This window comes from Mesorhizobium sp. P2_D6 (assembly GCF_056404315.1).
Genome location: NZ_JBFUEG010000032.1, coordinates 1 through 24,399 on the forward strand (window position 1 = coordinate 1; position 24,399 = coordinate 24,399).

General features: G+C 64.4%; 26 protein-coding genes. 15 read left to right on the forward strand and 11 right to left on the reverse strand.

What is annotated here, in order from left to right; genetic code table 11:
- Positions 1–312 precede the first annotated feature (312 nt).
- From AC1D1L_RS31945 to AC1D1L_RS31965, 5 genes are read left to right on the forward strand one after another with little or no spacing between them, the layout of a single operon-like run.
- Entirely contained in the window at positions 313–1,299 is a 987-nt protein-coding gene (locus tag AC1D1L_RS31945) for an ABC transporter permease (RefSeq protein ID WP_477345454.1), read from the forward strand.
- Positions 1,296–2,126: an ABC transporter permease gene (locus AC1D1L_RS31950; protein WP_477345456.1), complete on the forward strand. Its 831-nt coding sequence runs from the start codon at positions 1,296–1,298 to the stop codon at positions 2,124–2,126. The genes AC1D1L_RS31945 and AC1D1L_RS31950 overlap by 4 nt, the downstream gene beginning before the upstream one ends.
- Positions 2,123–3,124 carry an ABC transporter ATP-binding protein gene (locus tag AC1D1L_RS31955; protein WP_477345458.1) on the forward strand — a complete coding sequence of 334 codons (1,002 nt, stop codon included), beginning with the start codon at positions 2,123–2,125 and terminating at the stop codon, positions 3,122–3,124. Before AC1D1L_RS31950 ends, AC1D1L_RS31955 begins: the two co-directional genes overlap by 4 nt.
- A complete protein-coding gene (locus AC1D1L_RS31960; protein WP_477345460.1) occupies positions 3,121–3,906 on the forward strand; it encodes an ATP-binding cassette domain-containing protein in 786 nt (261 codons plus the stop codon). The genes AC1D1L_RS31955 and AC1D1L_RS31960 overlap by 4 nt, the downstream gene beginning before the upstream one ends.
- Positions 3,903–4,412 (forward strand): L-2-amino-thiazoline-4-carboxylic acid hydrolase, encoded by a 510-nt coding sequence (locus AC1D1L_RS31965; RefSeq protein ID WP_477345462.1) that lies wholly within the window; start codon positions 3,903–3,905, stop codon positions 4,410–4,412. Before AC1D1L_RS31960 ends, AC1D1L_RS31965 begins: the two co-directional genes overlap by 4 nt.
- 17 nt (positions 4,413–4,429) lie before the next feature.
- Here AC1D1L_RS31965 and AC1D1L_RS31970 read toward each other — a convergent pair whose 3' ends face one another.
- From AC1D1L_RS31970 to AC1D1L_RS32015, 10 genes are all read right to left on the reverse strand, one after another.
- Positions 4,430–5,212 carry a DeoR/GlpR family DNA-binding transcription regulator gene (locus AC1D1L_RS31970; protein ID WP_477345464.1) on the reverse strand — a complete coding sequence of 261 codons (783 nt, stop codon included), beginning with the start codon at positions 5,210–5,212 and terminating at the stop codon, positions 4,430–4,432.
- Positions 5,194–6,018 carry an HAD-IIB family hydrolase gene (locus AC1D1L_RS31975; RefSeq protein WP_477345491.1) on the reverse strand — a complete coding sequence of 275 codons (825 nt, stop codon included), beginning with the start codon at positions 6,016–6,018 and terminating at the stop codon, positions 5,194–5,196. Before AC1D1L_RS31975 ends, AC1D1L_RS31970 begins: the two co-directional genes overlap by 19 nt.
- 7 nt (positions 6,019–6,025) lie before the next feature.
- Positions 6,026–7,318 (reverse strand): iron-containing alcohol dehydrogenase, encoded by a 1,293-nt coding sequence (locus AC1D1L_RS31980; RefSeq protein WP_477345466.1) that lies wholly within the window; start codon positions 7,316–7,318, stop codon positions 6,026–6,028.
- Between the two features lie 15 nt (positions 7,319–7,333).
- Positions 7,334–8,791, reverse strand: a complete 1,458-nt coding sequence (locus AC1D1L_RS31985; RefSeq protein WP_477345468.1) for a xylulokinase — start codon at positions 8,789–8,791, stop codon at positions 7,334–7,336.
- Positions 8,791–9,468 (reverse strand): beta/alpha barrel domain-containing protein, encoded by a 678-nt coding sequence (locus AC1D1L_RS31990; RefSeq protein WP_112562876.1) that lies wholly within the window; start codon positions 9,466–9,468, stop codon positions 8,791–8,793. The genes AC1D1L_RS31985 and AC1D1L_RS31990 overlap by 1 nt, the downstream gene beginning before the upstream one ends.
- A gap of 158 nt (positions 9,469–9,626) precedes the next feature.
- Complete coding sequence (locus tag AC1D1L_RS31995) at positions 9,627–9,842, reverse strand: hypothetical protein (protein ID WP_477345471.1); 216 nt, start codon at positions 9,840–9,842, stop codon at positions 9,627–9,629.
- Between the two features lie 38 nt (positions 9,843–9,880).
- On the reverse strand, positions 9,881–11,182 hold the full coding sequence (locus AC1D1L_RS32000) for an NAD(P)/FAD-dependent oxidoreductase (RefSeq protein WP_477345472.1): 1,302 nt from the start codon (positions 11,180–11,182) through the stop codon (positions 9,881–9,883).
- Positions 11,183–11,184: 2 nt separating this feature from the next.
- Positions 11,185–12,567, reverse strand: a complete 1,383-nt coding sequence (locus tag AC1D1L_RS32005) for a glutamine synthetase family protein (RefSeq protein WP_477345473.1) — start codon at positions 12,565–12,567, stop codon at positions 11,185–11,187.
- A gap of 6 nt (positions 12,568–12,573) precedes the next feature.
- Complete coding sequence (locus AC1D1L_RS32010; protein WP_477345474.1) at positions 12,574–13,857, reverse strand: glycosyltransferase; 1,284 nt, start codon at positions 13,855–13,857, stop codon at positions 12,574–12,576.
- A gap of 10 nt (positions 13,858–13,867) precedes the next feature.
- Positions 13,868–14,806: a GntR family transcriptional regulator gene (locus AC1D1L_RS32015; RefSeq protein ID WP_477345476.1), complete on the reverse strand. Its 939-nt coding sequence runs from the start codon at positions 14,804–14,806 to the stop codon at positions 13,868–13,870.
- 236 nt (positions 14,807–15,042) lie between these two features.
- Here AC1D1L_RS32015 and AC1D1L_RS32020 point away from each other — a divergent pair, with 236 nt between their 5' ends.
- The 10 genes from AC1D1L_RS32020 to AC1D1L_RS32065 all read left to right on the forward strand — a co-directional run bounded on the left by AC1D1L_RS32020 (position 15,043) and on the right by AC1D1L_RS32065 (position 23,343).
- On the forward strand, positions 15,043–16,107 hold the full coding sequence (locus AC1D1L_RS32020) for a polyamine ABC transporter substrate-binding protein (RefSeq protein ID WP_477345477.1): 1,065 nt from the start codon (positions 15,043–15,045) through the stop codon (positions 16,105–16,107).
- A 94-nt stretch (positions 16,108–16,201) separates the two neighbouring features.
- Entirely contained in the window at positions 16,202–17,038 is an 837-nt protein-coding gene (locus AC1D1L_RS32025; protein WP_112562896.1) for an ABC transporter permease, read from the forward strand.
- A gap of 186 nt (positions 17,039–17,224) precedes the next feature.
- Complete coding sequence (locus AC1D1L_RS32030; RefSeq protein WP_477345478.1) at positions 17,225–18,016, forward strand: ABC transporter permease; 792 nt, start codon at positions 17,225–17,227, stop codon at positions 18,014–18,016.
- A complete protein-coding gene (locus tag AC1D1L_RS32035) occupies positions 18,013–19,086 on the forward strand; it encodes an ABC transporter ATP-binding protein (RefSeq protein ID WP_477345480.1) in 1,074 nt (357 codons plus the stop codon). The genes AC1D1L_RS32030 and AC1D1L_RS32035 overlap by 4 nt, the downstream gene beginning before the upstream one ends.
- 13 nt (positions 19,087–19,099) lie before the next feature.
- Entirely contained in the window at positions 19,100–20,374 is a 1,275-nt protein-coding gene (locus AC1D1L_RS32040; protein ID WP_352561861.1) for a glycosyltransferase, read from the forward strand.
- The gene (locus AC1D1L_RS32045; RefSeq protein WP_203280458.1) at positions 20,371–20,721 is read left to right on the forward strand and encodes a cupin domain-containing protein; all 351 of its coding nucleotides are present in this window, start codon (positions 20,371–20,373) and stop codon (positions 20,719–20,721) included. Before AC1D1L_RS32040 ends, AC1D1L_RS32045 begins: the two co-directional genes overlap by 4 nt.
- A 22-nt stretch (positions 20,722–20,743) precedes the next feature.
- A complete protein-coding gene (locus tag AC1D1L_RS32050) occupies positions 20,744–21,085 on the forward strand; it encodes a cupin domain-containing protein (protein ID WP_477345483.1) in 342 nt (113 codons plus the stop codon).
- A 17-nt stretch (positions 21,086–21,102) separates the two neighbouring features.
- Complete coding sequence (locus tag AC1D1L_RS32055; protein WP_477345485.1) at positions 21,103–21,447, forward strand: cupin domain-containing protein; 345 nt, start codon at positions 21,103–21,105, stop codon at positions 21,445–21,447.
- A gap of 20 nt (positions 21,448–21,467) precedes the next feature.
- Entirely contained in the window at positions 21,468–22,976 is a 1,509-nt protein-coding gene (locus AC1D1L_RS32060) for an aldehyde dehydrogenase family protein (protein ID WP_477345487.1), read from the forward strand.
- A 34-nt stretch (positions 22,977–23,010) separates the two neighbouring features.
- A complete protein-coding gene (locus tag AC1D1L_RS32065) occupies positions 23,011–23,343 on the forward strand; it encodes a helix-turn-helix domain-containing protein (RefSeq protein WP_477345493.1) in 333 nt (110 codons plus the stop codon).
- Here the strand turns inward: AC1D1L_RS32065 and AC1D1L_RS32070 are convergent.
- On the reverse strand, positions 23,255–23,830 hold the full coding sequence (locus AC1D1L_RS32070) for a RidA family protein (RefSeq protein ID WP_477345489.1): 576 nt from the start codon (positions 23,828–23,830) through the stop codon (positions 23,255–23,257). The two genes, AC1D1L_RS32065 and AC1D1L_RS32070, sit on opposite strands and share 89 nt — an antisense overlap.
- Positions 23,831–24,399: the final 569 nt, after the last annotated feature.

The window sequence follows — 24,399 nt, forward strand, 5'->3', positions numbered from 1 at the left end:
TCCGCTATCGCGGCCTGGCCAAGGCGGCAGGACAGGTCCTCATCGCGGCCATGGCCTTCAACATGCGCCGCTGGGTAACGCTGGCCACCTGAGCCTGGGTCGCACTGCGCCCGAAACCCACCGAATACGCCAACTCCTACCCTATCCGGCCGCAAACCCGCGCCGGAAAGCACCTCGATGCGCCCCTGCCGTCTCTCCAGGCATCCAAAGCCCGATAACGCAACAGGCCCCTTGTGGGGGAGATGTCCGGCAGGACAGAGGGGGGCGCCGTAGAGCGCAACTTCAAATGCTTGCGGGCGGCGCCATTTCCCCATGACCCGCGCCCTCACCCTCATTCGTCGCCGTCTCGTCGGCAGCACCTTCGTGCTGCTGATCGTCATCATCGGCACCTTCCTTTTGCTCGAAGCCGCGCCCGGTGACGCCGTCGACGCCTATATCGTCTCGACCGGCGGCGATGCCGGCATGATCGAATTGCTGCGTCATCGCTGGGGCCTCGACCAGTCGGAACTGACACGGCTCGCCAACTATCTCTGGGCGCTGCTGCATCTCGACCTCGGCCAGTCAGTCACCTTCTCGCGACCGATCCGCGAAGTCATCCTCGAGCGGATGCCGACGACATTGCTTCTGATGGTCAGCGCCACCGCGCTCTCCTTCGGCTTGGGCTCGGCGCTCGGCATCTATGCCGGTGCCAGACCCGGCAGTTTTCGCGACCGCTTCCTGTCCATCGGCTCGCTGGCGCTCTATGCCGTGCCTGGGTTCTGGCTCGGCCTGGTGCTGATCGTCGTCTTCGCCGTCGATTTGCGCTGGCTGCCGATCGGCGGCATTGAGAGCCTGGCCTCCGACAAGACCGGCTTCGCCCGCGCCGCCGACATCGCCGTCCATCTCGTACTGCCGGTTTCCGCGCTCGGCTTCATCTATCTCGCGCTGTATCTGCGCATGATGCGCGCCGGCATGGCCGAGGCCTGGCGGCAGGATTTTGTCCTCGCCGGCCGCGCCAGGGGGCTGTCGCGCCGCCGCATCGTGTTGGCCCACGTCGCCCGCAATGCGCTCTTGCCGCTGGTCACCATGCTCGGCCTGCAATCGGCGCAGATGCTGGGCGGCAGCGTCGTCATCGAGAGTGTCTTTGCCGTGCCCGGGCTCGGCCGGCTGGCGCAGGAAGCGGTGGCCTCGCGCGACACACCGCTGCTGCTCGGCATTATCCTCACCAGCGCCGTCCTGGTCATCGCCATCAACGTTGCCGTCGACATCGCCTACGCCTTTCTCGACCCGCGCGTCGGCGCCAGCGAGGCCGGCGCGTGAGCCCGCTCAGCCGGTTCCTGCGCCGGCCGGAAGCGGTCGCCGGCGCGATCATTCTGGCGGTGCTTTTCGCCATGGCGCTGTTTGCGTCGCTGCTTTTCCCCGGCGACCCTCAAGCCATCGCCGGTCCGGCCCTGCTGCCGCCGTTTCAGGACTGGTCGCTGCCGCTCGGCACCGACCGGCTCGGTCGTGACGTGCTGGCCGAATTGTTCCACGGCGCCCGTACCTCGCTGGCGGTCGGGCTGGCGGCAGCAGCGGCGGCGCTTTTGATCGGTGCGGTCGTTGGCACGCTGGCCGGCTTCGCCGGTGGGCTTGTCGACGAGGTGCTGATGCGGATCACCGATGCCTTCCAGACCGTTCCGAGTTTTCTCCTGGCGCTGGCTTTCGTCAGCGTCGTCGGCCCGTCGCTCGGCATCGTCGTCGCGGCGATCGCACTTGGCGCCTGGACCGGGCCTGCGCGTGTGGCGCGCGCCGAAGTACTGTCGATCCGCGAACGCGACTACGTCGCCGGTGCTCGCGTCATCGGCATGCATCCGATGGCGATCGCTTTCCGTGAAGTGCTGCCCAACGCTCTGCCGCCGGTGCTGGCTCTGTCCTCGGTGATCGTCGCCGCGGCGATCCTCACCGAAGCAGCACTTTCCTTTCTCGGCCTCGGTGACCCCAACCGCGTCACCTGGGGCGGCATGATCGCCGAAGGACGCACCGTGCTGCGCACCGCGCCCTTCCTGTCGATCGTTCCAGGTATCGCGCTCGTGCTGACCGTGCTCGGTATCTATCTCGCCGGCGAAGGCGTGGTCGAGACGACGGCCGTGCGGAGGAGCCTGTCGTGACCGCGCTGGCTGAGATCCGCGATCTCTCGGTGCACTATCGGCGGGATGGGACCGAGGTGACGGCGCTGAAAGGCATCAGCCTTGATGTTGTTGCCGGCGAGCGCCTGGCGATCATCGGCGAAAGCGGTTCGGGCAAGAGCACACTGGCGCTGGCGATTGCCGGGTTGCTGCCGGCGAGCGCCAGGGTTGAGGGGCGCATCGATTGGTTCTTGGAATCGACGGGAAAGGCAAGTGCCAAGGCACCCCCCTCTGTCCTGCCGGACATCTCCCCCGCAGGGGGGGAGATCAGCAGTTCCGACGTTGGCTCTTCAACTTCGACGATTGGCGAAGACAGAGATGAGAGCACAATCTCCCCCCTTGCGGGGGAGATGTCCGGCAGGACAGAGGGGGGTGTGACGGAACGCCGAACATCCGCGATTGGCGGACCCCGACAGCCCCTCTCCGGCCGCGACATTGGCTTCGTCTTCCAGGATCCTTCCGCCAGCCTCGACCCGGTGATGGCGGTCGGCAAGCAAATCGCCGAAGTCGCCCACACCCATCTCGGCCTTGACTGGCCACAAGCTTACGCCAGGGCAAAGCACCTGCTCGAACGCGTCCGCTTGCCCGACCCGGCCTCCGCCATACGCGCCTTTCCTCATCAGCTCTCCGGCGGCCAGAAGCAGCGCGTAGCGATCGCCTCCGCGATTGCGGCCGGACCGAAACTGCTGATCGCCGACGAGGCGACCAGCGCGCTCGACACCATCGTGCAAGCCGAGATCGTCGCGCTGATCCGGCAACTGGTCATCGAAGATGGCATGACGTTGTTGTTCATCAGCCACGACATCGCGCTGGCCGCCGAGCTTGCCGAACGCATCGCCGTGTTCCGGCACGGCGAGCTGATCGAGATCGGCTCGACGAAGCAGATCGTCAATGCCCCGCGCCAGGACTATACGCGCGCGCTGCTCGACGCCCATCTTGGCCTCGACGCCTCGCCGCTGCTGCGACGGACGCCGGCATGAGCTTGCTCACCGTCTCCGACCTGACCAAACGCTATCGCCGCGGCGGCAAGACCATCGCCGCCGTCGACGGCGTCTCCCTCACCATCGAGCCCGGCGAAACGCTGGCGCTGGCCGGCCCCTCCGGCAGCGGCAAGTCGACAATCGGGCGGCTGGTGCTCAGGCTGATCGAACCGGATGCCGGAAACATACAATTCGAAGGCGACGACTTCCTTACCTTGAACGGCGCTGCCCTGCGCGCCCGGCGAGCCCACCTGCAAATGGTGTTTCAGGATCCGCTCGCCGCCTTCAATCCGCGCGCCACGGTGGCGCGCGTGCTTGACGATCCCTTGCGCATCCATGCCATCGCTTCCCGCGCCGAGCGTCCGGCCCGCATCGCTGCCTTGCTCGAGCGTGTCGGGCTGACGGCCGATCTCGCTCCACGCGCCATCCATGAAATCTCCGGCGGCCAGCGCCAGCGCGTGGCGATTGCCCGCGCCATCGCAACGAATCCGGCGCTGATTGTGCTCGACGAGGCGGTGTCGGCGCTCGACGTTTCCGTGCGCGGACAGATTCTTGAGCTGCTGCTCGACCTGCAGGCCAGGGAACGGATCGCCTATCTCTTCATTTCGCATGATCTCGGCGTTGTTCGTGCGATCGCCCACCGCGTCGTCCTTCTCGACGCCGGTCGGATCGCCGAGAGCGGCGACGCCCGCGCCGTTATCGACGCGCCGCAATCGGCCATCGGCAAGGCGCTGGTGGCGGCGGCACCAAGATTGAACAGAAGCAGCAGGCAGGTACCATGACAGACGCCGAAGCCAGAGCCGAAAAACTCTCGCGCGAACTCGATTCCGCCTTCCGCAACCGGGCCGATCTCTATCGCCTGCTTCTCGACGAGCTGACCGGCGAACTGGGCGCGGAAAGAGCCGAAGCGATCATGATCCGCACCATCGAGCGGCGCGGCAAGGAGGTGGCGGCAGCAGCCTTTGCCCGCTTCGGGCCCAACGACGCAGCGGCCATCGGCGAAGCGTTCCTGGCCGTCAGCCCGGATGGCGGCCTGATGTATCCGACCGATGTCGAGCGCGGGCCGGACCACATCGCCTTCAAGGTGAAACGCTGTCCGCTGAAGGAGGCCTGGGTCGAGGCGGGTGTCGGCGATGAAAAACTTGCCACGCTCTGCCGCATCGCCGGCGCCTTCGACCGCGGCCTTTTCGAGGCGACGGGCGTGCGCTTCGACAATGTCACCTGGACGCCGGGCCACGGCTCAGGCTGCTGCCACATCGCGCTGACCAACCGGGATGCTGCCGGATAGCCAGCGGCGCCGCCCAATCAGTCGCCGGCAAACACATGCAGCTCCGTGCCCGCCTGTTCGACAGCAGTGCGCAGGTCGGCCTTGGGTTCGCTGTCGGTGACGATGTCGGCAATGTCGTCAAGTCCGCAGATGCGCTCCAGGCTGGAGCGGCCGAACTTGTCGTGGGTCACCACCAGCACCGTCGACAGTGAACGCGATATCATCGCGCGCTTGACTGCCGCGGCGCCGGAGATCATGTCGCTCGGACCGTCGGCACTTAGTCCCGACGCCCCGATGATGGCGACGTCAGCGTTGTAGCGGCGCACGAACTCAACCGTGTCTTCGCCCAGCACGCTGCCTTCGCGGCTGTCATAGGTTCCGGGGCAAAGCAGCACGCGGAAGGTCGGATTGGCGCCGGCCACCGAGGCCACGCCGGTGGAATTGGTGATAATGGTCAGGTCGCGCTTCAGCTGCGAAAGGTTGCGTGCCACCTCATAAGTGGTCGAGCCGCCGTCGATCATCACAATCTGGCCCTTCTCGATCAGGCCGGCCGCGCCGCGGCCGATGCGGGCGCGCTCGTCGACCAGGGTCAGGCCGCGCTCGGAAATCACCGGTTCGGTCGTCACCAGCGAGATCGTCGCGCCGCCATAGGTGCGGTTGATGAGCCCGGCGTCGCCGAGTTCGATGAGATCGCGGCGGATGGTCTCGCCGGCGACGCCGATTCGCCGGGCGAGCTTGGAGATGCGTATGGACGCCGACCGGCGCACTTCCGAAAGGATAAGCGCGTGCCGCTCCTTCTTCGTCAGTCGGCCTTGATCCATGACACTTCCATTCCCTTTGCAGCAATCAACGCGTCGGCAAGCTCGGCAAATCCTTGCGCGCCGCGCCCGCTTGTGACGAAGGCAGGAGATGCCGGAAGTTCGCCGGCGAAGTCCAGCACATTAGCGACGCCGACGCTGTTGGGGAAGAAGCCGAACATTGGTGCATCGTTTGGACTATCGCCGACGAAGGCAATGCTGTCCTTGTCGTGGTCAATATCTATACCGAAACAGTCCTGCAAGAATAGCCGGCTTGTCGACAGTTTGTCGTATTTGCCGAACCAGCCATTGACATGGATGGACGAAATTTTCGCCCTCGCCCCATAGCGCTGGAAGATACCAACGATCTTCAGCACTTCGGTTTTTGGCAGCGGCGCGACATCCTCGCAAAAGTCGATCGCCAGATCGGCCTCGCGATAGGGCTGGTCGGCGGCGACCGCCGCGCCCGGAACCTCACGCTGCACGGTCTGCTCGATCTCGCGCAGACGTGCGGCATCGGCCTGCCGTTCGGCAGCGCTTTTGGCGTAGTGGCGAACAATCCGCCTGGCAGCGTCGTCGTAGCGAAAATAGAAGGCGCCGTTCTCGCCGATCACACCATCCACCGGCCATTGCCGCGCGATCAGGTCGCACCAGCCAGCCGGCCGGCCGGTGACCGGCGCGACGATGAACCCAGCCTGCTTCAGCCGCTCCAGCGCCGCATAGGCCTTTGCCGGCAATCGTCCCCTGTCAGTCAAGGTGTCGTCTATGTCGGTCAGCACGACGGCGATCTTGCGCCGGTCCAGGGTGGTGAAGTCGGCAAGCGGACGCAGCACCCGCTCAGGCTCCCGCCGCGACCGTTTCGAGCGAGACGGCCGCGACGTCGAGCATAGTGAACCTGTCGCGGATCAGCCGGGCATTGGCGACTGCTTCGTCGTAGAAGGCAGCCGGTATGGCGACCTCCTGCGGCGTGGTCGGCGCACCGGCGGCACGCAGTGCTGCCGCGATCTCGCGCGCCGGACGGGCCACGCGGGAAAGCCTTTCGCGATACGAACGCCATTGCTCGGCCAGCATGGTGTTGATGGCGGTCGCCCGCTCGTGGTCGAGCAGCTTGGGCTTGAACGCTGCCCAGCAGGAGCGTCCAAGCGTTTCGCCAAAGATCTCGATGAAGCGGTCCGGTGTATCGGCGGACGGCGCAAGCTGCAGCTCCGGCAATGCCAGCACGCGTTCCTGCAGCCGCGCCATTGTCAACGTCGTCACCGCTATGTGTTCGCCGTGATGCGCCTCGGGCAGGCCTTGGCCGCGCATATCGATGTAGTGGGCGATCAGATGTTCGCCCTGGCTGGCAGGATAGGAGCCGCCGCACAAAGTCATGCCGAGGCCGGACATGACGAGCGTGCGCACCAGCACTTCCATTGCCTCAAGGTCGCCTGTCCTGAGTTCGCCGGCCTTGGCGATCAGCGTCTTCTCGTCCTCGGCCAGAAGCATGAACGGCGCCTGCCTGTAGGGCGTGCCGATCAGCAGATGCGCCATCAGCCAGTCCGTCTGGGCGGTCGGCCGCGCCATCGAGTCGCCGAAGCCGGCGGCGATCAGCCGGTGCGGCGCCCGCGCCATCACGTCGAGGTCGAGGAATACCCCGACCGGCAGGCTTGCCGTCAGCGATTTCTTCAGCCCGTCCTCGGTGATCGCCGCCGACACCGAGGTATAGCCGTTCATCGAAGGTGCGGTGCCAAACACCGCATAGGGTTTTTGGGTGAGATGCCCGGCATATTTGGTGATGTCGTTGATCGAGCCCGATCCGACCGCGACGAGGCCGCTGGCGTCTTTCGTGCGGGCGATCACCGATCGCACAGCGTCCATGTCCGGATGCGGATGGCGCGGCAGGATGATCTTGTCGACATCGCTGGAGCCGCGCAGCGCGATCGACACCCTCTCGCCCAGCGCCAGGCGCGTGTCGGGATCCATAACCACGGCGAGCTTGCGGCCGAGCGGCAACGGCTTGACCAGCGCATCCGCTTCGTCGCCGAGACCGCGCCCGATGACGATGGTCTTCAGCGGCACCGATAGCATGCCCTCACCATCCGGATCAGGCAACGTACCGGCAATAAGGCGATCGAGCATTTCCTTGGACATCGGGATGCCGTCCAATCAGTCAGCATGAAGCGGGGTCAGGGCATCGAACAGGGTCCGATACCGGCGGTAACTTCTGTCGTAGGTGGCCTTGGCCGAAGGATTGGGGTCGATCGTCTCGATGCCACCGCTCAGCCTTTCGGCCGCCTGCCGCAGTGAGGACGAAAGGCCGATGGCAGTGGCAGCAAGGATTGCCGCACCGATCGGCGAGGCATCGGCGACGTCGACAATTTCCACCGGCCTGCCGCTGACATCAGCGCGGATTTGCGCCCACACCCGGCTGCGGGCGCCGCCGCCCGAGAGCCTGATGCGCCCGGTGGCGATGCTAAGTTCGTCCAGCCGGTCGACAACGTCGCGCATGGCGAAAGCGCAGCCCTCCAACAGCGCGCGGGCGCAGGCCGCTTTGCCGTGGAAGGAAGTAAGGCCGTAGAAAGCGCCCCGCGCCTCGGCGATCCAGCGCGGCGCCATCGCGCCGGACAATGCCGGCAGGAACAGCAGATCGTCACTGCCGGCAACGACGGTCGCCGCGAGCTCCGACATTGCCCCGGGAGAATCGACGCCGAAGGTGGACAGGAACCAGGTCACCGCACCGCCCGAAAGCCATCCGGGATTGGAGACGAAATAGCGGTCGTCGAGAAAACCATGCGTCTCGACCAGACCGCCGGGGTCGAGGCGAAGCGTGTCGGATACCGCGCCGACCACTTCCGCCGTGCCGAGATTGCAGGTAACGACACCGGGCACGACAACGCCGGCGCCGATGGCTGCGGAAAAATCGTCGCCGGTACCGACAGCCAGTGGCGTCCCCACCGGCAGGCCAGTCAGCTCGGCGCCCGCACGGGTCAAGCTGCCGGCGACCGCCGATGCATCGTCGATGCCGGGCAATTTATCTGCATCGATGTCGAAGGCGGCGAGCAGTTCGCCGGCATAGAAGCGCTCCTTCAGCCCATAGAGCATGGTCGTCGAGGCCAGCGCGTGGTCGATGACGGCACGGCCGCACAAAGCCGCGACCACGAACGATACCGGCTGGTGCCAGAGTGCTACTCGGCGCGCTTCGGGCAGGTTGCGCGTTGCCCAGCGGATTTTCGCCGCCATATGCGTTGCGTCCAGAACGAGACCGGTGCGCTCGCGGATGAAGTCCGGGTCGATGCCGGCGATCTCTCCCGACGCCCGCCGATCCATCCAGATGATGCACGGCGCCAGTGCCTGGCCGCTGCTGTCGACCGCGACGCAGCCGTCGAGCTGGCCGGCAATGGCAATTCCTTTGATGTCGGATGGCGCCAGCCCGGCCTTGTCGAGCGCGTCGGCAATCGCCGGCTTCAGCGCCGCCAGCCACAGCGCCGGATTCTGTTCGGCCCATCCCGGCGCCGGAAAGGCCGGCTGGTAAAGCACGCCGGCCTCGCCACGCAGCCGCAACTCGTCATCGACGACAACCGCCTTAAGGCTCTGGGTGCCGAGATCGATGCCGATAACCGCCATTAGACACGCTCGCAATCCGCGAGGACATCCCGCAGTTGCGAGAGGATAGAACCTTTCGTCGGCGAATAGGAACCGTCGAAAACCGCTGTGCCAATGGTAAAAGCGTCTGCGCCAGCCTGCTTGATTGCCTTGATCCGATCGGCCGAAGCCACCGCGCCGGCTACGATCAGATGCCGCAACGGACCAAGGCCGCGTCGGGCGGCGCGAACCAGTTCGGCCGGGTCGGCCTCGGTGGCGCGATAGGCGAGGATATCGCATCCCGCACAACCCTTTTCCGCAAAGGATCGGCAGTCGGCCTCGACATCTCCCGGGGAGCCGCCGAGCTTGGTCGGATGGCCGACCGGCCGTCCCGGAAAAGGGTAGTATTCGGTGTCGCTCCCCTCCAGCAGCGCCATGATCTCGTCGACCTGCGTGCCGCCAAGCAGGCGTTGGATGCCGAGATCGCGGGCAATGCGCGCGGAGTTGAGGCACGCCTCCGCTGTCGTCGAGACTACTTCCATATAAGTGGTGGCGCCTGTCCGGCGAATGGCGCCGGCGAGCTTGCGCAGCACATCGGGCGCAACGCCAATATCCTTGAAGCCGACATGCTTCAGACCGACCGGCTCGATCAGATCGACCAGGTCGAGACAGTCCTCGACCGTGCGATCGTTTCGCGTCAGCATGAAGATGAAGTCCATCCGAAAGGTCCCTCGCCTGGTCGGGAAAGCCGGGTTACTGCCGGGCTGTTAACATCTCCCAACCATTTGTTGCAAGGTGCCACATTTTAATTTGCAGTGCCACACATCTTATGACAGAACGGGCGCCGGCCCGCCGCAGCGCTAATCTGGCGGCTGTTCTATGTTTTCAACAAGTCGAGGCGCTTGTTCTCGACCGGCGAGCTCATCTTCTGGGACGCCATTGCGCTGGTCATCCTGCAGCTTGTCTGGCTGATCTGGTTCTGAATCCGCGTCGAGAATAGCCGAGCGCAGTCGTCCTTGCGCGGATACGATGTCGCCGCCACCGCTTCCGTGGCGCGAATCGGCGAGCGGCCGGGGAACTGAAAATCACGCATGCAATCGCCTCCGATGATCCCCGCCCGGCAGCGGTAACTCAGTGCTTGATGCGATCGCGCATGGCGTACCACAACATGCCGAGCACATAGAGCGGACCGCGCAGCGCCGTACCGCCCGGGAACGGCATCGGCGTCAGCGTCGAGAACAGGTCGAGCCGCGCGGCGTCGCCGGTGATCGCTTCGGCCAAAAGCTTTCCCGACAGGGTCGACAGGATGACGCCCTTGCCGGAATAGCCATGCGCGAAATAGACCTCGCCATAGTGCCCGACATGCGGCAGCCTGGACGTCGTCACCGACACCAGCCCGCCCCAGGCATGGTCGATTCTGACGCCCTTAAGCTGCGGGAAGGTGGCTTCCATATGCGGCCGCACGAAGCCGGCAATGTCGGCCGGCGGCGATGGCGTGTAGCGCTCGCCGCCGCCGAACAGCAGGCGGCCGTCGGCCGACATCCGATAGTAGTTGACGACGAAGCGTGTGTCCGACACCGCGACATTGGCCGGGATGACATTGCGCTTGCCCTCCAGCGGCTCGGTGGCAACGATGTAGTTGCCGACCGGCATGATGCGGCTGTTGACGCGCGGCTCCAACCCGTGGAGCAGAGCATCGCCGGCCAGCACGACATGTTTGGCCCTGACCGAACCCTTCGCCGTCGAGACCCGGATCGACTGCTCGCGCTCCACCTTCACCGCCACCGAATTCTCATGAATGACGACGCCAGCGGCCACGGCGGCACGGGCAAGACCGAGCGTGTAGTTCAGCGGATGCATGTGGCCACCGAGCGGCTCATACATCGCGCCATGGTAAGGCGTGTCGACCTTGGCCCGCGCTTCCGCCGCCGACAGGATCTCGACGTCGCGAAACTTCATCACGCTCTCAAGGCATTTCGCCTCGTCTTCAAGGTCTTTGAGATCGGAGCCGTTGACCGCACCGACCAGATGACCGGTCAGCCTCAGATCGCAATCGATGGCGTGGCGCTCGATGATGTCGAGCACCAGGCCGCGCGCCTCGAAGGCGAGGTCGAACAGCGCCTTCGCTCGCTCGGGGCCGTAGAGCTTGACCAGCCCCTTGGCGCCCTTGCGCAGGCCGGGAATCATCTGGCCGCCATTGCGGCCCGACGCCCCCCAGCCGATCTTGCCGCCTTCGAGCAGCACCACCTTCAGGCCGCGCTCGGCGGCATGAAGGGCGGCGGACAGGCCGGTGCAGCCGCCGCCGACCACCACCAGGTCGGCCTCGACATCTCCCACCAGCGCTGGATGGTCCGGCGCCGGATTGGCGGTGGCGACATAATAGGATTTGCCGACATCGAGACCGGAATTGAAACCCGTTGAACTGGAGGTCATGATCACACCTTCAGCAATAAATGGTCGCGTTCCCAGCTCGTCACCACGCTCTGGAACAGGTCGAGCTCGACGCTCTTGACGCGCAGATAGGTCTGGAAGAAATCCTCGCCCAGCAACGCCCGCACCGGCTCGCAAGCGGTGAAACGGTCGAGCGCCTCCTCCATGGTTTTCGGTAGCGTGCTTTTGATCTTGTAGGCATTACCCGACGCCTCAGCCGAGCGCGCCAACTTCTGCTCGACGCCGAGATAGCCGGCGAGAAGCGAGCCGGCGATCGCCAGATAGGGATTGCAATCCGCACCCGGCAAGCGGTTCTCCACCCTTCTTGCGGCACGCCCGCCGGCCGGCACGCGCAGGCCGCAGGAACGGTTGTCATGCGACCATTCGATGTTGGCCGGCGCGCTGTGGTTCGGCCGGATGCGGCGGAACGAATTCACGTTCGGCGCAAACAGCGGCATGATCTCAGGCACGTACTTCTGCAAGCCGCCGATGAAATGGTCGAACATTTCGGTGTCGGCATCATCAGCGCCGGCAAACAGCGCCGCGCCGGTCTTCTCGTCGACGACGGACATGTGCAAATGCATCGAGCTTCCCGCCTGCGCGGCGATCGGCTTGGCCATGAAGGTGGCGTGCATATCGCTTTGCTGCGCCGCCTGGCGCGTCAGCCGCTTGAACAGCAGCACCTGGTCGGCCAGCGGCACCGCATCGCCATGGAGCAGATTGATCTCCAATTGCGCGGTGCCCGATTCATGGATCAGTGTGTCAAGCGGCAGACCGGCGGCCGCGGCATAGTCATAGACGCGCCGGATCACCGGCTCGAATTCTTCCAGCGCCACCATGTCATAGGGATGCTGTGAGCCTTCGGCGCGGCCATTGGCGCCGACCGGCGCGGTCAGCGGCTGGTCTGGATTGGGATTGGGCGCGGTCAGATAGAATTCCACCTCCGGCGCCACCACCGCCCGCCAGCCGCGCTGGCGATAGAGATCGAGCACGGCTCGCAGCACGTGCCGCGGCGAGGCCATCCATGGTCTGCCGTCCATGTGGAAGGCGTCGGCGAAGACATAGGCTTTGCCGGCACCGCCGCCTGGCGCCAGGCACAGCGTCGAGACGTCAGGCACCATGCGCATGTCCGGATCCTGATAGGCAAAGCCTTCATCGATCGAGCCGGAATAGCGGCCGTCAATGCTGACCAGGAAAGCGCTGCTCGGCAGGAACAGCGCGCGGTCTTCCAGCGCCTTGAGGAATTTTGCCGCCGGCAGCGCCTTGCCGCGCAGCACGCCGTTCATATCGGGCACCAGGCACTCGACTTCGGTGATGCCGTGCTGGTTAAGCCAGCTCTTGGGATCGTTGCCGGTGAAGAGAGCGGTATTGGTATTTTTGTCCTGCATTTTGGTTCACGTACCTATGAGAGAGAGTATGGCTTGCGCGGCCACATCCGTTCCAGGGGTCAGCGTCATCCGGGCTGCATTCTCCCTGAGGCGGGCGCGCATCACATCGTCGGCGAGCAGGCCGAGAATGGCTCTCTCCAATCCCCCTTCGGTCCAGGCATCGCGGCCGATATGGTCGCCGACGCCCGTCTCTCCCGCGCGTTGCGCGTTGTCATGTCCGTCCCAGCAATAGGGCATGATCAGCGACGGCACGCCAAAGCGCAGCGCCTCGCAAAAGCTGTTGTTGCCGCCGTGGTGGATAAACAGGTCCGACTTCGCCACCACTGAAGGCTGCGGAAACCAGGCGTCGAGATAGACATTGTCCGGCACCGCGCGATAGGCGTCGCGCAGGCCACCGACGTTGACGATGAAGCGCGCCGGCAGCCTGTCGAAGACGGCGAGCATGCGCTCGATCAGGCCGACATCCATGGCGCCGAGGCTGCCGAAGCTGACATAGACCAGCGGCCCGCCATTGCGCGGAAACACCGGCACCTCGAACGGTCCTTCCGAGCGCACACAGCCTTCGAGATAGATGAAGCGCGCGGGGTCGAGCGGCTCGGCGCGCTCACGCCGCACGATCGTTGGCGTCAGCAGCAGGTTGAGGTCGGGCGATGTTTCGAGGAACAAGCCCTTGGGCAACGGCGCCAGACCGGCATCCCCGCGAAAACGGTTGAAGCGGTCATGCGCCGGCGCTGATGCCGCGAGATAGCGCGCTTCGAACGCCGCGCGTTGCGGGTCGTCGGCAGCCATCCCGGACAGATAAGGTGGCACCTCGGCATCCGGCAGCTCCGTCTCGGCGCAGGAGACGACGCGCACCCACGGGCAACCGGCGGCTGCGATCGCCGGGAACATGATGACATTGTCGAGCACCACCGCATCCGGCTTCAGCCGCGCCAGCAATTGGCGCAGCGGCGCCTCGGCATTGACAGCGGTATCGACGATCGCCTGCCAGGTCGGCGCGACATAGGTTTCGAGCTGGTCGATCGGGCTCAGCCGGAAATGCGGCAGGTGCCGGCGCACGAAGGCCTGCCAGTAGCTCTGGCGCTCGCTGTCGCTCAGCGGCTCGTCAGTCGGCAGCTGGTATTCCTGGAAACCGTAGTCGGCAAAGACGCCGGAGAAACCGGCATGGCAGATGAAGACGGGCCGGGCGCCCCGTGCGCGCAATGCCTGTGCGATACCGACGCAATTCAACGCGGCGCCGAAACTGGCTTCGGGAAACAGCGCGATGGTCGGGCTGGCTTTACGCGTCAATTATTCCTCTTCAGTCCGGCCGGCTGATCATGCCGAACAGTGCGGGAGCCCCGCGGCTGGCCGCTTGCGGTCGCTGGTTACGGGAGAGCCGCAGGTGGATGCGAAGCAGATCGGCAGCCACCTCATACTGCCGGCTTTCAAGATAGTCGAGTATGCCTAAGTGTTCGCGCAGCGATTGCCGCAGCCGAAAAACGTTGACCCCGGCATAGATGCCCGGTAGCCGGCGCAGGCGGAGATGATCGGCCAGCGCATCCGACACAAAGCGGTTGGCGCAGCCTTCGGCGATCATGCCGTGGAAATCCATGTCCAGCCGCTGGAACTCGCGCGTGTCGAAGCTTGCGTCCGGCAACGCCGACAGTACCTCCATGCCCTGGCGCAACGCTGCCGCCCGCGCACCATCCAGCCGGAAGCCGGGCGTCAGGATCGCAGCCGGCTCCAGCAGCAGGCGGAATTCATAGCTCTCGCCTTGCGCCTCCGGATCGTCCGGCGCGCGCCGGAACAGCCAGGACTGGCCGGGCGCACGATCAAGCAGATTCTCGTCAGTCAGTTTGTTAAGCGCTTTTAGTACCGTCTTGCGATCAGCTTCGTACCGCCGCATCAGCCCCGCGACGGTCACCGTCTGGTCAAGCCTTCGCGCTGAGCGATCGCGCAGGATCGCTTCGGCAAGCTCGTCTTCCTCTGCGCTTGGAAGCTCGGCGGCGATGGCCGGCTGCGCAGCGAGGTCGACCGCCAGATGATAACCAGAGTCGGCCTCCCAGCGCACCACGCCCTGCCCGGCAAGCAGGCTGAGCGCCGCGCGCACTGGCGTGCGTGAGACATTGCACAGCGAGGCGATCTGCTGTTCGGGCAGGCGCGCGCCGGGCTCAAAGCCGCGCTGGCGCGCGACATCGAGGATGCGCTGCGCCAGATCGAGATGGTTGGTGCGAGGTCGTCGGGCTGCGGCTTGCATGACTGGTCTCGGCGGACGGAAGTGACGCATTGGTTTGGCCGATCGCCGGAACGGACGCAATCGGCCAGATTCCTCGGTCGGTTGGCAAATTATGGATTGACGTACTTTTTTCTGCAATAGTACTGTCAGCACAATCGGCGAGAAAAGACCGAGGGAACAGGATCGAGGCATCGGCGCGGGTCGCCGGCTTTGGTCTGGCGAATGAATTCGACGATCAAACCGAATGGGAGTCTGCCATGACCGCTACCAGCCTGCGGCGCCGTGCGCTCAAAATATCTTCAATCGCTCTCGGCCTTGCTCTGGCGCTGTCGGCGCCGGCCGCCGCCGCCGACCTCGTCATTTCCAACTGGGATGGCTACATGGCGCCCGACGCCATGGCCGCCTTCAAGACCGCCACCGGCGTCTCCGGCGAAGTGGTGGTGCACGCCACCAATGAAGAGATTATGGGCAAGCTGATTGCCGCCGGCGGCAAGGGCTATGACGTGGTTTTCGTCTCGTCGCCCTTCGCCGAAGTGCTGAACAAGCTCGGCCTGACCGAACCGGTCGACCACGCCAAGATCCCCAACCTCGCCAACCTCTATCCCGAGGCAACAAAACTGCCGCACGATGTCGGCAACAATTTCTCGGTCCCCTACACCTGGGGCACGACAGGCCTGTGCTACCGTTCCGATCTGGTCAAGACGGCGCCCACCAGCTGGAGCGACCTGCTGGCGCCCTCCGACGAGTTGAAGGGCAAGACCACCATGCTGGCGACCGACCGCTGGCTGCTGGCCGCCGGGCAGCTCGACAAGGGCTATTCCGTCAACGAGACCGACCCGGCCAAGATGGCCGAGGTCAAGGACCTCTTGATCTCGGCCAAGAAAACCCTGCTCGCCTATGACGACACCACCTTCTACTCCAAGCTGGTTTCCGGCGAGGCGTTGATGGTGCAGGCCTGGGACGGCTGGTGCAACTACGGCATCGCCGACAAGCCCGAGATCAAATACGTCATCCCCAAGGAAGGTTCGGACCTGTGGGTCGACACGATGGTGGTGATGAAGGCGTCCGAACACAAGGACGACGCCTTCAAGTTCATCAACTTCATGCTCGACGCCAAGAACCACGCCTGGGCGGCACAGAATATCGACTACAAGGTGCCGAACAAGCCGGCGATGGAAAGCCTGCCGGCCGATTTCCTGGCCAAATTCCCCAACATGGCGATGCCGGTGGCCGACCTCGTCAAGTTCGAGCAGTTGCGTGACGTCGGCGAAGCCCAGCGCGACTATTCCAAGATCGTCAGCGAGATCAAGGCCGCGCAGTAAGCAGCGCAGACTTCACGGCCGGCGGTGCTTCTGCCGCCGGCCCTGAGCGGTACCTGAAGAATTGTCCCAGACCCGACTTCGCTCCTCCCTGCTGATGGCCCCGGCGCTGGTCTGGCTGACCGCGCTGATGGTGGTGCCATGCGCATTGGTGCTGGCGCTGGCCTTCTTCCGGCGCGGCATCTATGGCGGCATCGACTACACCTTCACGCTGGAGAATTTCGGCCTGGTCTTCGACCCGCTCTATGCCGGGATATTCCTGAAGTCCGCGCGCATTGCCGGCACCGCCACGCTGATCGCTGTGGTGATCGGCTATGCCGCCGCCTATGCCATCGCAGCTGCCCCGCGCCGGTGGCAGCCGGTGTTCCTGTTCTTTGCCGTGCTGCCGTTCTGGTCCAACTATCTGATCCGCACCTATGCCTGGATCGTGCTGCTTAACCGCGAGGGCCTGATTACCCAGTTGCTGCGCTGGTTCGGCTATACCGGCGAGCCGCCGTCGATGCTCTATACAGAAGGCGCCGTTATCGCCGGTCTCGTCTACAACTATCTGCCCTTCGTCATCCTCGCCTGCTACGCGCCGCTGTCACGCCTCAACCCGGAGCTGGCGGAAGCCTCACGCGATCTCGGCGCCTCTGCCGCCACCACGTTCCGCCGTGTCATACTGCCGCTGACGGTGCCCGGCATCGCCGCAGGCGCTGTCTTCGTCTTCGTGCTGTCGATTGGCAATTTCGTTACCCCGGCGCTGCTTGGCGGCGGCCGCTTCCAGATGATCGGCAACCTCGTCTACGACCAGTTCCTGACCGCCAATGACTGGCCGTTCGGCGCCGCACTTGCCATGGCGCTGATCGCCATCATGCTTCTGGTGCTGATGGCGCAGGCGCTGGCCGCCGATCGCGCCGCGGGGCGTGCGGCTGAGGTAAAAGCCGATGGCTGAGCGCGGCGCGATCCTTGCCTTCTCCCCGTTCACGGGGAGAAGGTGCCCCGAAGGGGCGGATGAGGGGCGACGCCAGCGCCTGCAAGGTTGGGCGCTGCCCCTCATCTGCCTGCCGGCATCTTCTCCCCGTGAACGGGGAGAAGGACGCAGTTCGTTCACGCGGCTCCAAACAGTCGGAGGCTCGCGATGAACGAATCCTTCACCCGCGCTCTCGGCATGCGGACGATCCTCGTTCTCGTCTTCGCCTTCCTCTACATCCCCATCGCCGTGCTAGTGGCGCTGTCCTTCAACGAAGGCGGGCTGCCGACGGCATGGTCGGGCTTTTCGCTGAAATGGTATGCCTCGCTAGCCGGCAATGCCGCGATCCTGTCCGCCGCGCTCAACACGCTGATCGTCGCGCTGGTCTCGACAGCCATCGCTACGCTGCTCGGCACACTGCTGGCGATCGGCGTCGAGATGCGCCGGCAATACGGCAAGGGCCTGGAGGCGCTAATCTTCGCGCCGATGATCATTCCCGACATCGTGCTGGCGATCGCGCTGCTGTCGTTCTTTTCCATGCTGAACCTGACCATGGGCCTGCACACCATCATCCTTGCCCATGTCGTCTTCAACCTCGCTTTCGTCTGCTCGGTAGTGCGCGCCAGGCTGAAGAACTTCGACTGGTCGATCGTCGAGGCCTCCGCCGATCTCGGCGCCTCCGCCATCACCACCTTCAGGCGGGTAACCTTGCCGGTCATCCTGCCGGCGGTGATCGCCGGTGCACTGCTTGCCTTCACGCTGTCGGTCGACGAATTCATCATCGCCTTCTTCACCGCCGGCGCCGGCCGCGCCTCGACCACGCTGCCGATGCAGATCTACGCCATGATCCGTTTCGGCATCACGCCGGAGATCAATGCGCTGGCGACCATCGTCATGGCTGTAAGCATCACCGCGCTGACCCTGTCGCAGCGGCTCAACCGTGGGATCATCGGCCAATGAGCGAACCGCGCACGCTGCTCGCCATCGACCATGTGTCGAAGAATTTCGGCCGCGTCACCGCCGTCGACGGTATCTCGCTCGACATCCGCGAAAACGAGTTCTTCGCGCTGCTCGGCCCCTCCGGTTGCGGCAAGACGACTTTGCTTCGCATGCTCGCGGGCTTCGAGACGCCCAGCGACGGCCGCATCCTGCTCGACGGCAAGGACATCGCCCGCACCCCGCCCAACAAGCGGCCGGTCAATCTGATGTTCCAGTCCTACGCGCTGTTCCCGCATATGAGCGTGCGCGCCAACGTCTCCTATGGGCTGGAGATGGAGCGTTTGCCGACGGCTGAAATTCGCTCCCGCGTCGATGCCATCCTGGCCACCACCGAACTCGTCCCGTTCGCCGACCGCAAACCGGAGCAACTGTCGGGCGGGCAGAAGCAGCGCGTCGCGCTCGCCCGTGCCTTGGTCAAGCGGCCCCGGCTGCTGCTGCTCGATGAGCCGCTCGGCGCGCTCGACAAGAAACTGCGCGGCGCCATGCAACTGGAACTGAAGCGCCTGCAGCACGAGGTCGGCATCACCTTCGTCATCGTCACCCATGACCAAGAGGAATCGCTGGTCATGGCCGACCGCATGGCGGTGTTGAAGGACGGCAGACTGCTGCAATGCGATACGCCGCACGCCATCTACGAGCATCCCGCCGATCGCTTCGTTGCCGACTTCATCGGCGTGATGAATTTCGTGCCGGGCAAGGTATCAGCCGATGGCGTAATAGCGGCGAACGGCGTGCGCATCGTCGGCAAGGTACCCGCCACGCTTGCGCCTGGCGCTTCCGCCGTCGCTTCGGTGCGGCCCGAACGCATCCGGCTGTTCCCGTCAGCTGAGACCGCCAACCGCACCAGCGGCACGGTCGAGGCGCTCGCCTATCACGGGCTGGACCTGCAGCTCCATGTCAGCACGCCCTTGTCGGCAAAACCGTTTCTGGTGCGCGTCACCGCCGATGCTGCCGACCGCCGGCCGGTCTCGTCGGGCGACCAGGTCGAGCTCGGCTGGGACGCCGCCGATGTCAGAATTTTTGAGGAATGAGAGGAGAAGCCTGATGGCGCAGAAGACGATCGCGTTTTTTCCGGAAGCAGCCTATGGCCCGGCGCTCAATTCCGTCGGCATCGCGCAAGCCGTCGAGGCGCGCGGCCACAAGGCTGTGTTCCTGTCCGACCCCGGCTTCGTCGATGTCTACAAGGGCTACGGCTTCGAGGCGCATCCGGTGAACCTGTCGGAACCGATGCCACCCGAGCAGATGGCCAAATTCTGGGAGGATTTCATCAACGGCCACATCCCGAACTTCCGCAAATCGCCCTACGATCAGGTCGACAATTATGTGAAGGATTGCTGGACCGCGATCGTCGACAGCGCCAAGTGGGCGCAGAAGGATCTGCCGCGCGTTCTGGCCGCCATCGAGCCTGACGTCATCTGCGTTGACAACGTCATCCTGTTCCCGGCGATCAAGCAGTTCGGCAAGCCCTGGGTGCGCGTCATCTCCTGCTCGGAAAACGAGATCGAGGATGAGGACATCCCGCCGCATCTGTCGGGCTGCGGCGAGAACGACCATGTCGGCCACCAGCGCTACCGCGACCATTTCAACGCCGTGATCAAGCCGATCCATGACGACTTCAACGCCTTCCTCACCGCCAATAAGGAGACGCCCTACCCGATCGGCCAGTTCTTCGAGGCCTCGCCCTATCTCAATCTGCTGCTTTATCCCGAAGCGGCGAAATTCAAGCGCCGCCATCCGCTCGACCCCAAAAAATTCCAGTATCTCGAAGGCTGCGTGCGGCAGGAGAAACCCTACACGGTACCGACCTTCGCCGAGAACAATGACGGCCCGCTGCTCTATGTCTCGTTCGGCAGCCTCGGCGCCGGCGATGTCGATTTGTTGAAGCGCATCATCGCGACGCTGGGCAAGACGCGATACCGCGCGCTGGTCAATGTCGGCGGCTACAAGGACCAGTATACGGATGTGCCGGGCAACGTCATCGTCGAGAGCTGGTTTCCGCAGCCTTCTGTCATCCCGCAGGTCGATGCCGTCATCCACCATGGCGGCAACAACTCGTTCAACGAGTGCCTCTATTTCGGCAAGCCGGCCATCATCATGCCTTATGTTTGGGACGGCCACGACAACGCCACCCGCGTCCAGGAAACCAGCCATGGCTTCGGCATGCCGCGCTATGACTGGAGCGATGCCCAGTTGATCAGCCGGATCGAGACCTGCCTGACCGATCCGAAGATGAAGGCCAAGCTGGCGAAGACCTCGGCGCAGATGCAGGCGCAGAACGGCCCGGAAAAGGCCGCCGGATTGCTGGAGGCGCTGCTGTGACTTCCTCCGCCCCGCACCTCTACCAGGCCTCGACCCGCACCGATCTCGTCGACTGGGGCGTCCAGCCGGATGCGCTGGACGGTGCTTCGCACTCGACCGGCAAACTTGTCCACAAAGGGCCGAACAACCAGCCGGAATCCGGCATCTGGGTGTGCACGCCCGGCCGCTGGCGCCTCTCGATCCCGCGCGACGAATTGTGCCATTTCGTTGCCGGACGCGCGACCTACCGGTCGGATGTCGGCGAGGTGATAGAAGTCGCGGCCGGGACCGTGGTCATGTTCCCCGCCGGCTGGACGGGCGAATGCACCGTGCATGAGACTATGCGCAACGTCTACATGCTGGCCTGACATCGCTGCACAGGAGCAAGACATGCCGACACCGCACTGGCCAAAAGTCTCGACCGTGGAACTGGAGGATTGGGGCGCGGGCAGCAACACGCTGGCCGGCTCGCCGCGCGCTTCGGGCAGGATCCTGTCGCAGAATCCTGACGGTTCGAGCGAATGCGGCCTGTGGTCGTGCACGCCGGGCTCGCGAAAAGTCACCTTTGCCGCCGACGAGTTCTGCCATTTCCTGTCGGGTCACGGCAGCTATATCCACGATAATGGCGAAGAGATCCCGGTCGAGGCTGGCACGCTGGTGTTCTTCCCCGCCGGCTGGACCGGCACTTCCATAATCACTGATACCCTGACCAAGGCCTTCATGTGCCGCTGACCTACAAGGAAATCGCTGTGACCACTCCCATCATGCAATCCCCGCTTGCCATCACCGACCTCGTCGACTGGGGCGTCATCCCGACGATGATCGAGGGTAAGTCCCACACCTCGGGCAAGCTGCTCTACAAAGGGCCGGAAGGCCGTTTTGAATGCGGCCTGTGGGTCTGCACCCCGGGCAAATGGCATTGCCACGTCACCCGCGACGAGTTCTGCCACTTCCTCGAGGGACGCTGCACCTATGTCCATGAATCCGGCGAGGTCATCGACATCGAGCCGGACACGGCGGCGTTCTTTCCGCAGGACTGGAAGGGCATCTGCACCGTCCATGAGACGATCAAGAAGGTCTACATGATTCGCTGAGCGGATCTGAGAGGATGTCCATGGATTTCTCCGCTGACCGGCCGGCGTTCTTTGTCAATCCGGACTACCGACCGATGACCGGCGCGAAAAAACCGGTGATCGATCCGGCGACGCTCGAAACCGTCGGCACCATCTCCGCCGCGACGGATGGCGAGATCGACGCCGCGTTGACTGCGGCGACCACAGCGCAGGCCGCCTGGAAAAAACTCGACGCCAAGAGCCGGGCAAAACACCTGCATGCGGTCGCCAATGCCATCGAGGCGGCCGACTTCACCCGATGCGCCGAACTGATGGTGCGCGAGATGGGCAAGCCTTATCCGGAGGCGATCGGCGAGATCGCCAATTGTGCGCCGATCTTCCGCTACTATGCCGAGATGGCGCGTGATGATGCCGGCAAGGTGGCCGGCACGACGCAGGCCGGCTCGTTCCAGTATGCACGCTACGAGCCCTACGGCATCTCCGTCCACATCATGCCCTACAATTTCCCGATCTTGTTGATGTGCTGGACGGTGGCGGCTTCGCTTGCCGCCGGCAATGCCTGCATCATCAAGCCGGCCGAGGCGACGACGCTGTCGACGCTCGATTACATGACCGTGTTCCGCTCGCTGCCGGAGGGGCTTGTCTCCTGCCTGCCCGGCGCAGCCGCCACCGCTCAGGTGCTGATCGCCTCCGACCGCACCCATGCGGTGGCCTTCACCGGCTCGGTCGCTGCCGGCAAGGCCGTGGCGGTCGCCTGCGCCGAACGCATGAAGCCTTGCGTCATCGAGGCCGGCGGCAGCGATCCGCTGATCATCAGCCGGCACGCCCCGCTGGAGGTGGCGGCCGCCGGCAGTGTCACCGCCGCTTTCCACCTCACCGGCCAGGTCTGCACGTCGGCCGAGCGCTTCTTCGTCGTCGATTCGGTGCATGACCGCTTTGTCGAACTGTTCGCCGAGAAGACGCGGGCGCTGCGCATCGGCAATGGCATGGACAAAACCGAGATCGGTCCACTGGTCAGCGAGGCCGCGAGGGCAAAAGTGATGCGGCTGGTCGACGACGCCATTGCGCGCGGCGCCAGGGCCGTCGCTGGCGGCCGTATCCCGCCGGCGCACAACACCGGCTGGTTCTACGAACCAACGATCCTGACCGGCGTAACCCCCGATATGGCGATCGTACGCGAAGAGTGTTTCGGGCCGGTCGCCGCGATCTGCCGCGTCAAGGATTTCGACGAGGCGATCCGGCTTGCCAATGACAGCCCGTTCGGCCTCGGCGCCTCGGTCTTCACCACCGATCTTGCCGAGGCACATGAGGCGGCCGAGCGGCTCGAAGCCGGCATGGTCTGGGTCAACAATCCGCTGATCGACAATGACGCCTTGCCCTTCGGTGGTTGGAAGGCCTCAGGCCTTGGCCGCGAGCTCGGCCGCCAGGGGCTCGACACTTTCCGCCGCTCCAAGATGGTCATCATCGACCACAAGCCGGCGATCCAGGACTGGTGGTACCCCTACCCCGACAGCTGGTTCCGCGAGACAGGCGGCCGCAAGCACGTATGAGATGATCCGGCAGAGCTTTGCGTCAGCCGATGCCATGCCGCTCGCTCGCCTCGAATTGCCTCCTTGCCAGCCAATCACGGGCCACGTTCGCGCGGCGGTTTGCGCGACTGGTTGGAGAGCCATCGCTGGCCTTGTCGCGCGATGGCGGATGAATCTCGCAGCCAAGGCGCTCAGGGAAACCAATCGCACTGTTGACGAGATCGGACGAGCGGTCGGCTATGAATCGGCGCCTTCGTTCTCGCAGGCTTTCACCCGGCTGATCGGCCGGCTCCCGATCGCTATCGCCGAAGTTTGCAGCCGCTTGGCCCGACGACCTGAGTACCTGACCCCTCCGATATCAGCTGGCTGGGCCGGCAGATCTCGCTGATCGCGCCAAATTTCATCGAGAGAGTAGACCGACCCGATCTCGGTCGAGAAATCAGGGTTCCGGATTGGTTGGCGGCTTGGCTCGTCCTTGCTGAGCCGACGACCGCGATCGCATCGATCTCTATCAGGTAGCCGGGAGACATCACAGCTATCCCGACCACGACGTTTGCTGGCTTGTGATCCCCGAACAGCTCGATCTGGGCCTGTTCGATGATCGGCACGTGTTCGTCACGTTTGTAGTCGACGATGTAAATTGTGATCTTGCAGACTTCCTCAGGCCGAGCGCCGGCGGCAGCAAGCGCACGGCCAAGATTCCCGAATGCCAGGCGCGCCTGGGCTGCGAAATCACCATGGCCAACGAGCTTGCCGTGTATGTCTTCCGGCTGCTGGCCCGAGACGAACACCAGCTTGCTTCCTGTTGCGACGACAACCTGGCTGTACATTTCCGGAATCGGCAGATCGTGGGGATTTATGCACTCGAGCGGCATTGAATAGGTCTCCTGCTATGACTGACGGGAAACTGGCTGCTTCACGGATCAAAATGCCAGGGTCTATTTGCGGGTCTACGACATTGTCGCCGAAGCGGGCGCTTCCCTCGCAATCTCACTTATACAACCGCAAACATCCGCATGTGAGCATCGCCGTGCACTGAACCGCTTCGGGGCTCGCGGGCGGCTCCGAGGGTTAGGTTAGGCTCCCATGCGCGCCTCGTCGAGCATGGCGTAATATCGTCGGCCTCGGCGGGCGGAATGTTGCCGAAAGGCTCGAGCAGGCGGAGATGTTTGAGCCCAGTCCGGCCGGCTGCCGCATACAAAAAGGCCCGCACGAGGCGGGCTTTTTGATTTGGTTGCGGGGACAGGATTTGGCTTTTCTGTCCCGCGGCGTCGGCTTCGCCTTCCTTGCGGGCCCCTGATGCAGGTTAAAACCGGCCGGCCACCACAGCAAAATACAAAAAGGCCCGCACGAGGCGGGCTTTTTGTATTTGGTTGCGGGGACAGGATTTGAACCTGTGACCTTCAGGTTATGAGCCTGACGAGCTACCGGGCTGCTCCACCCC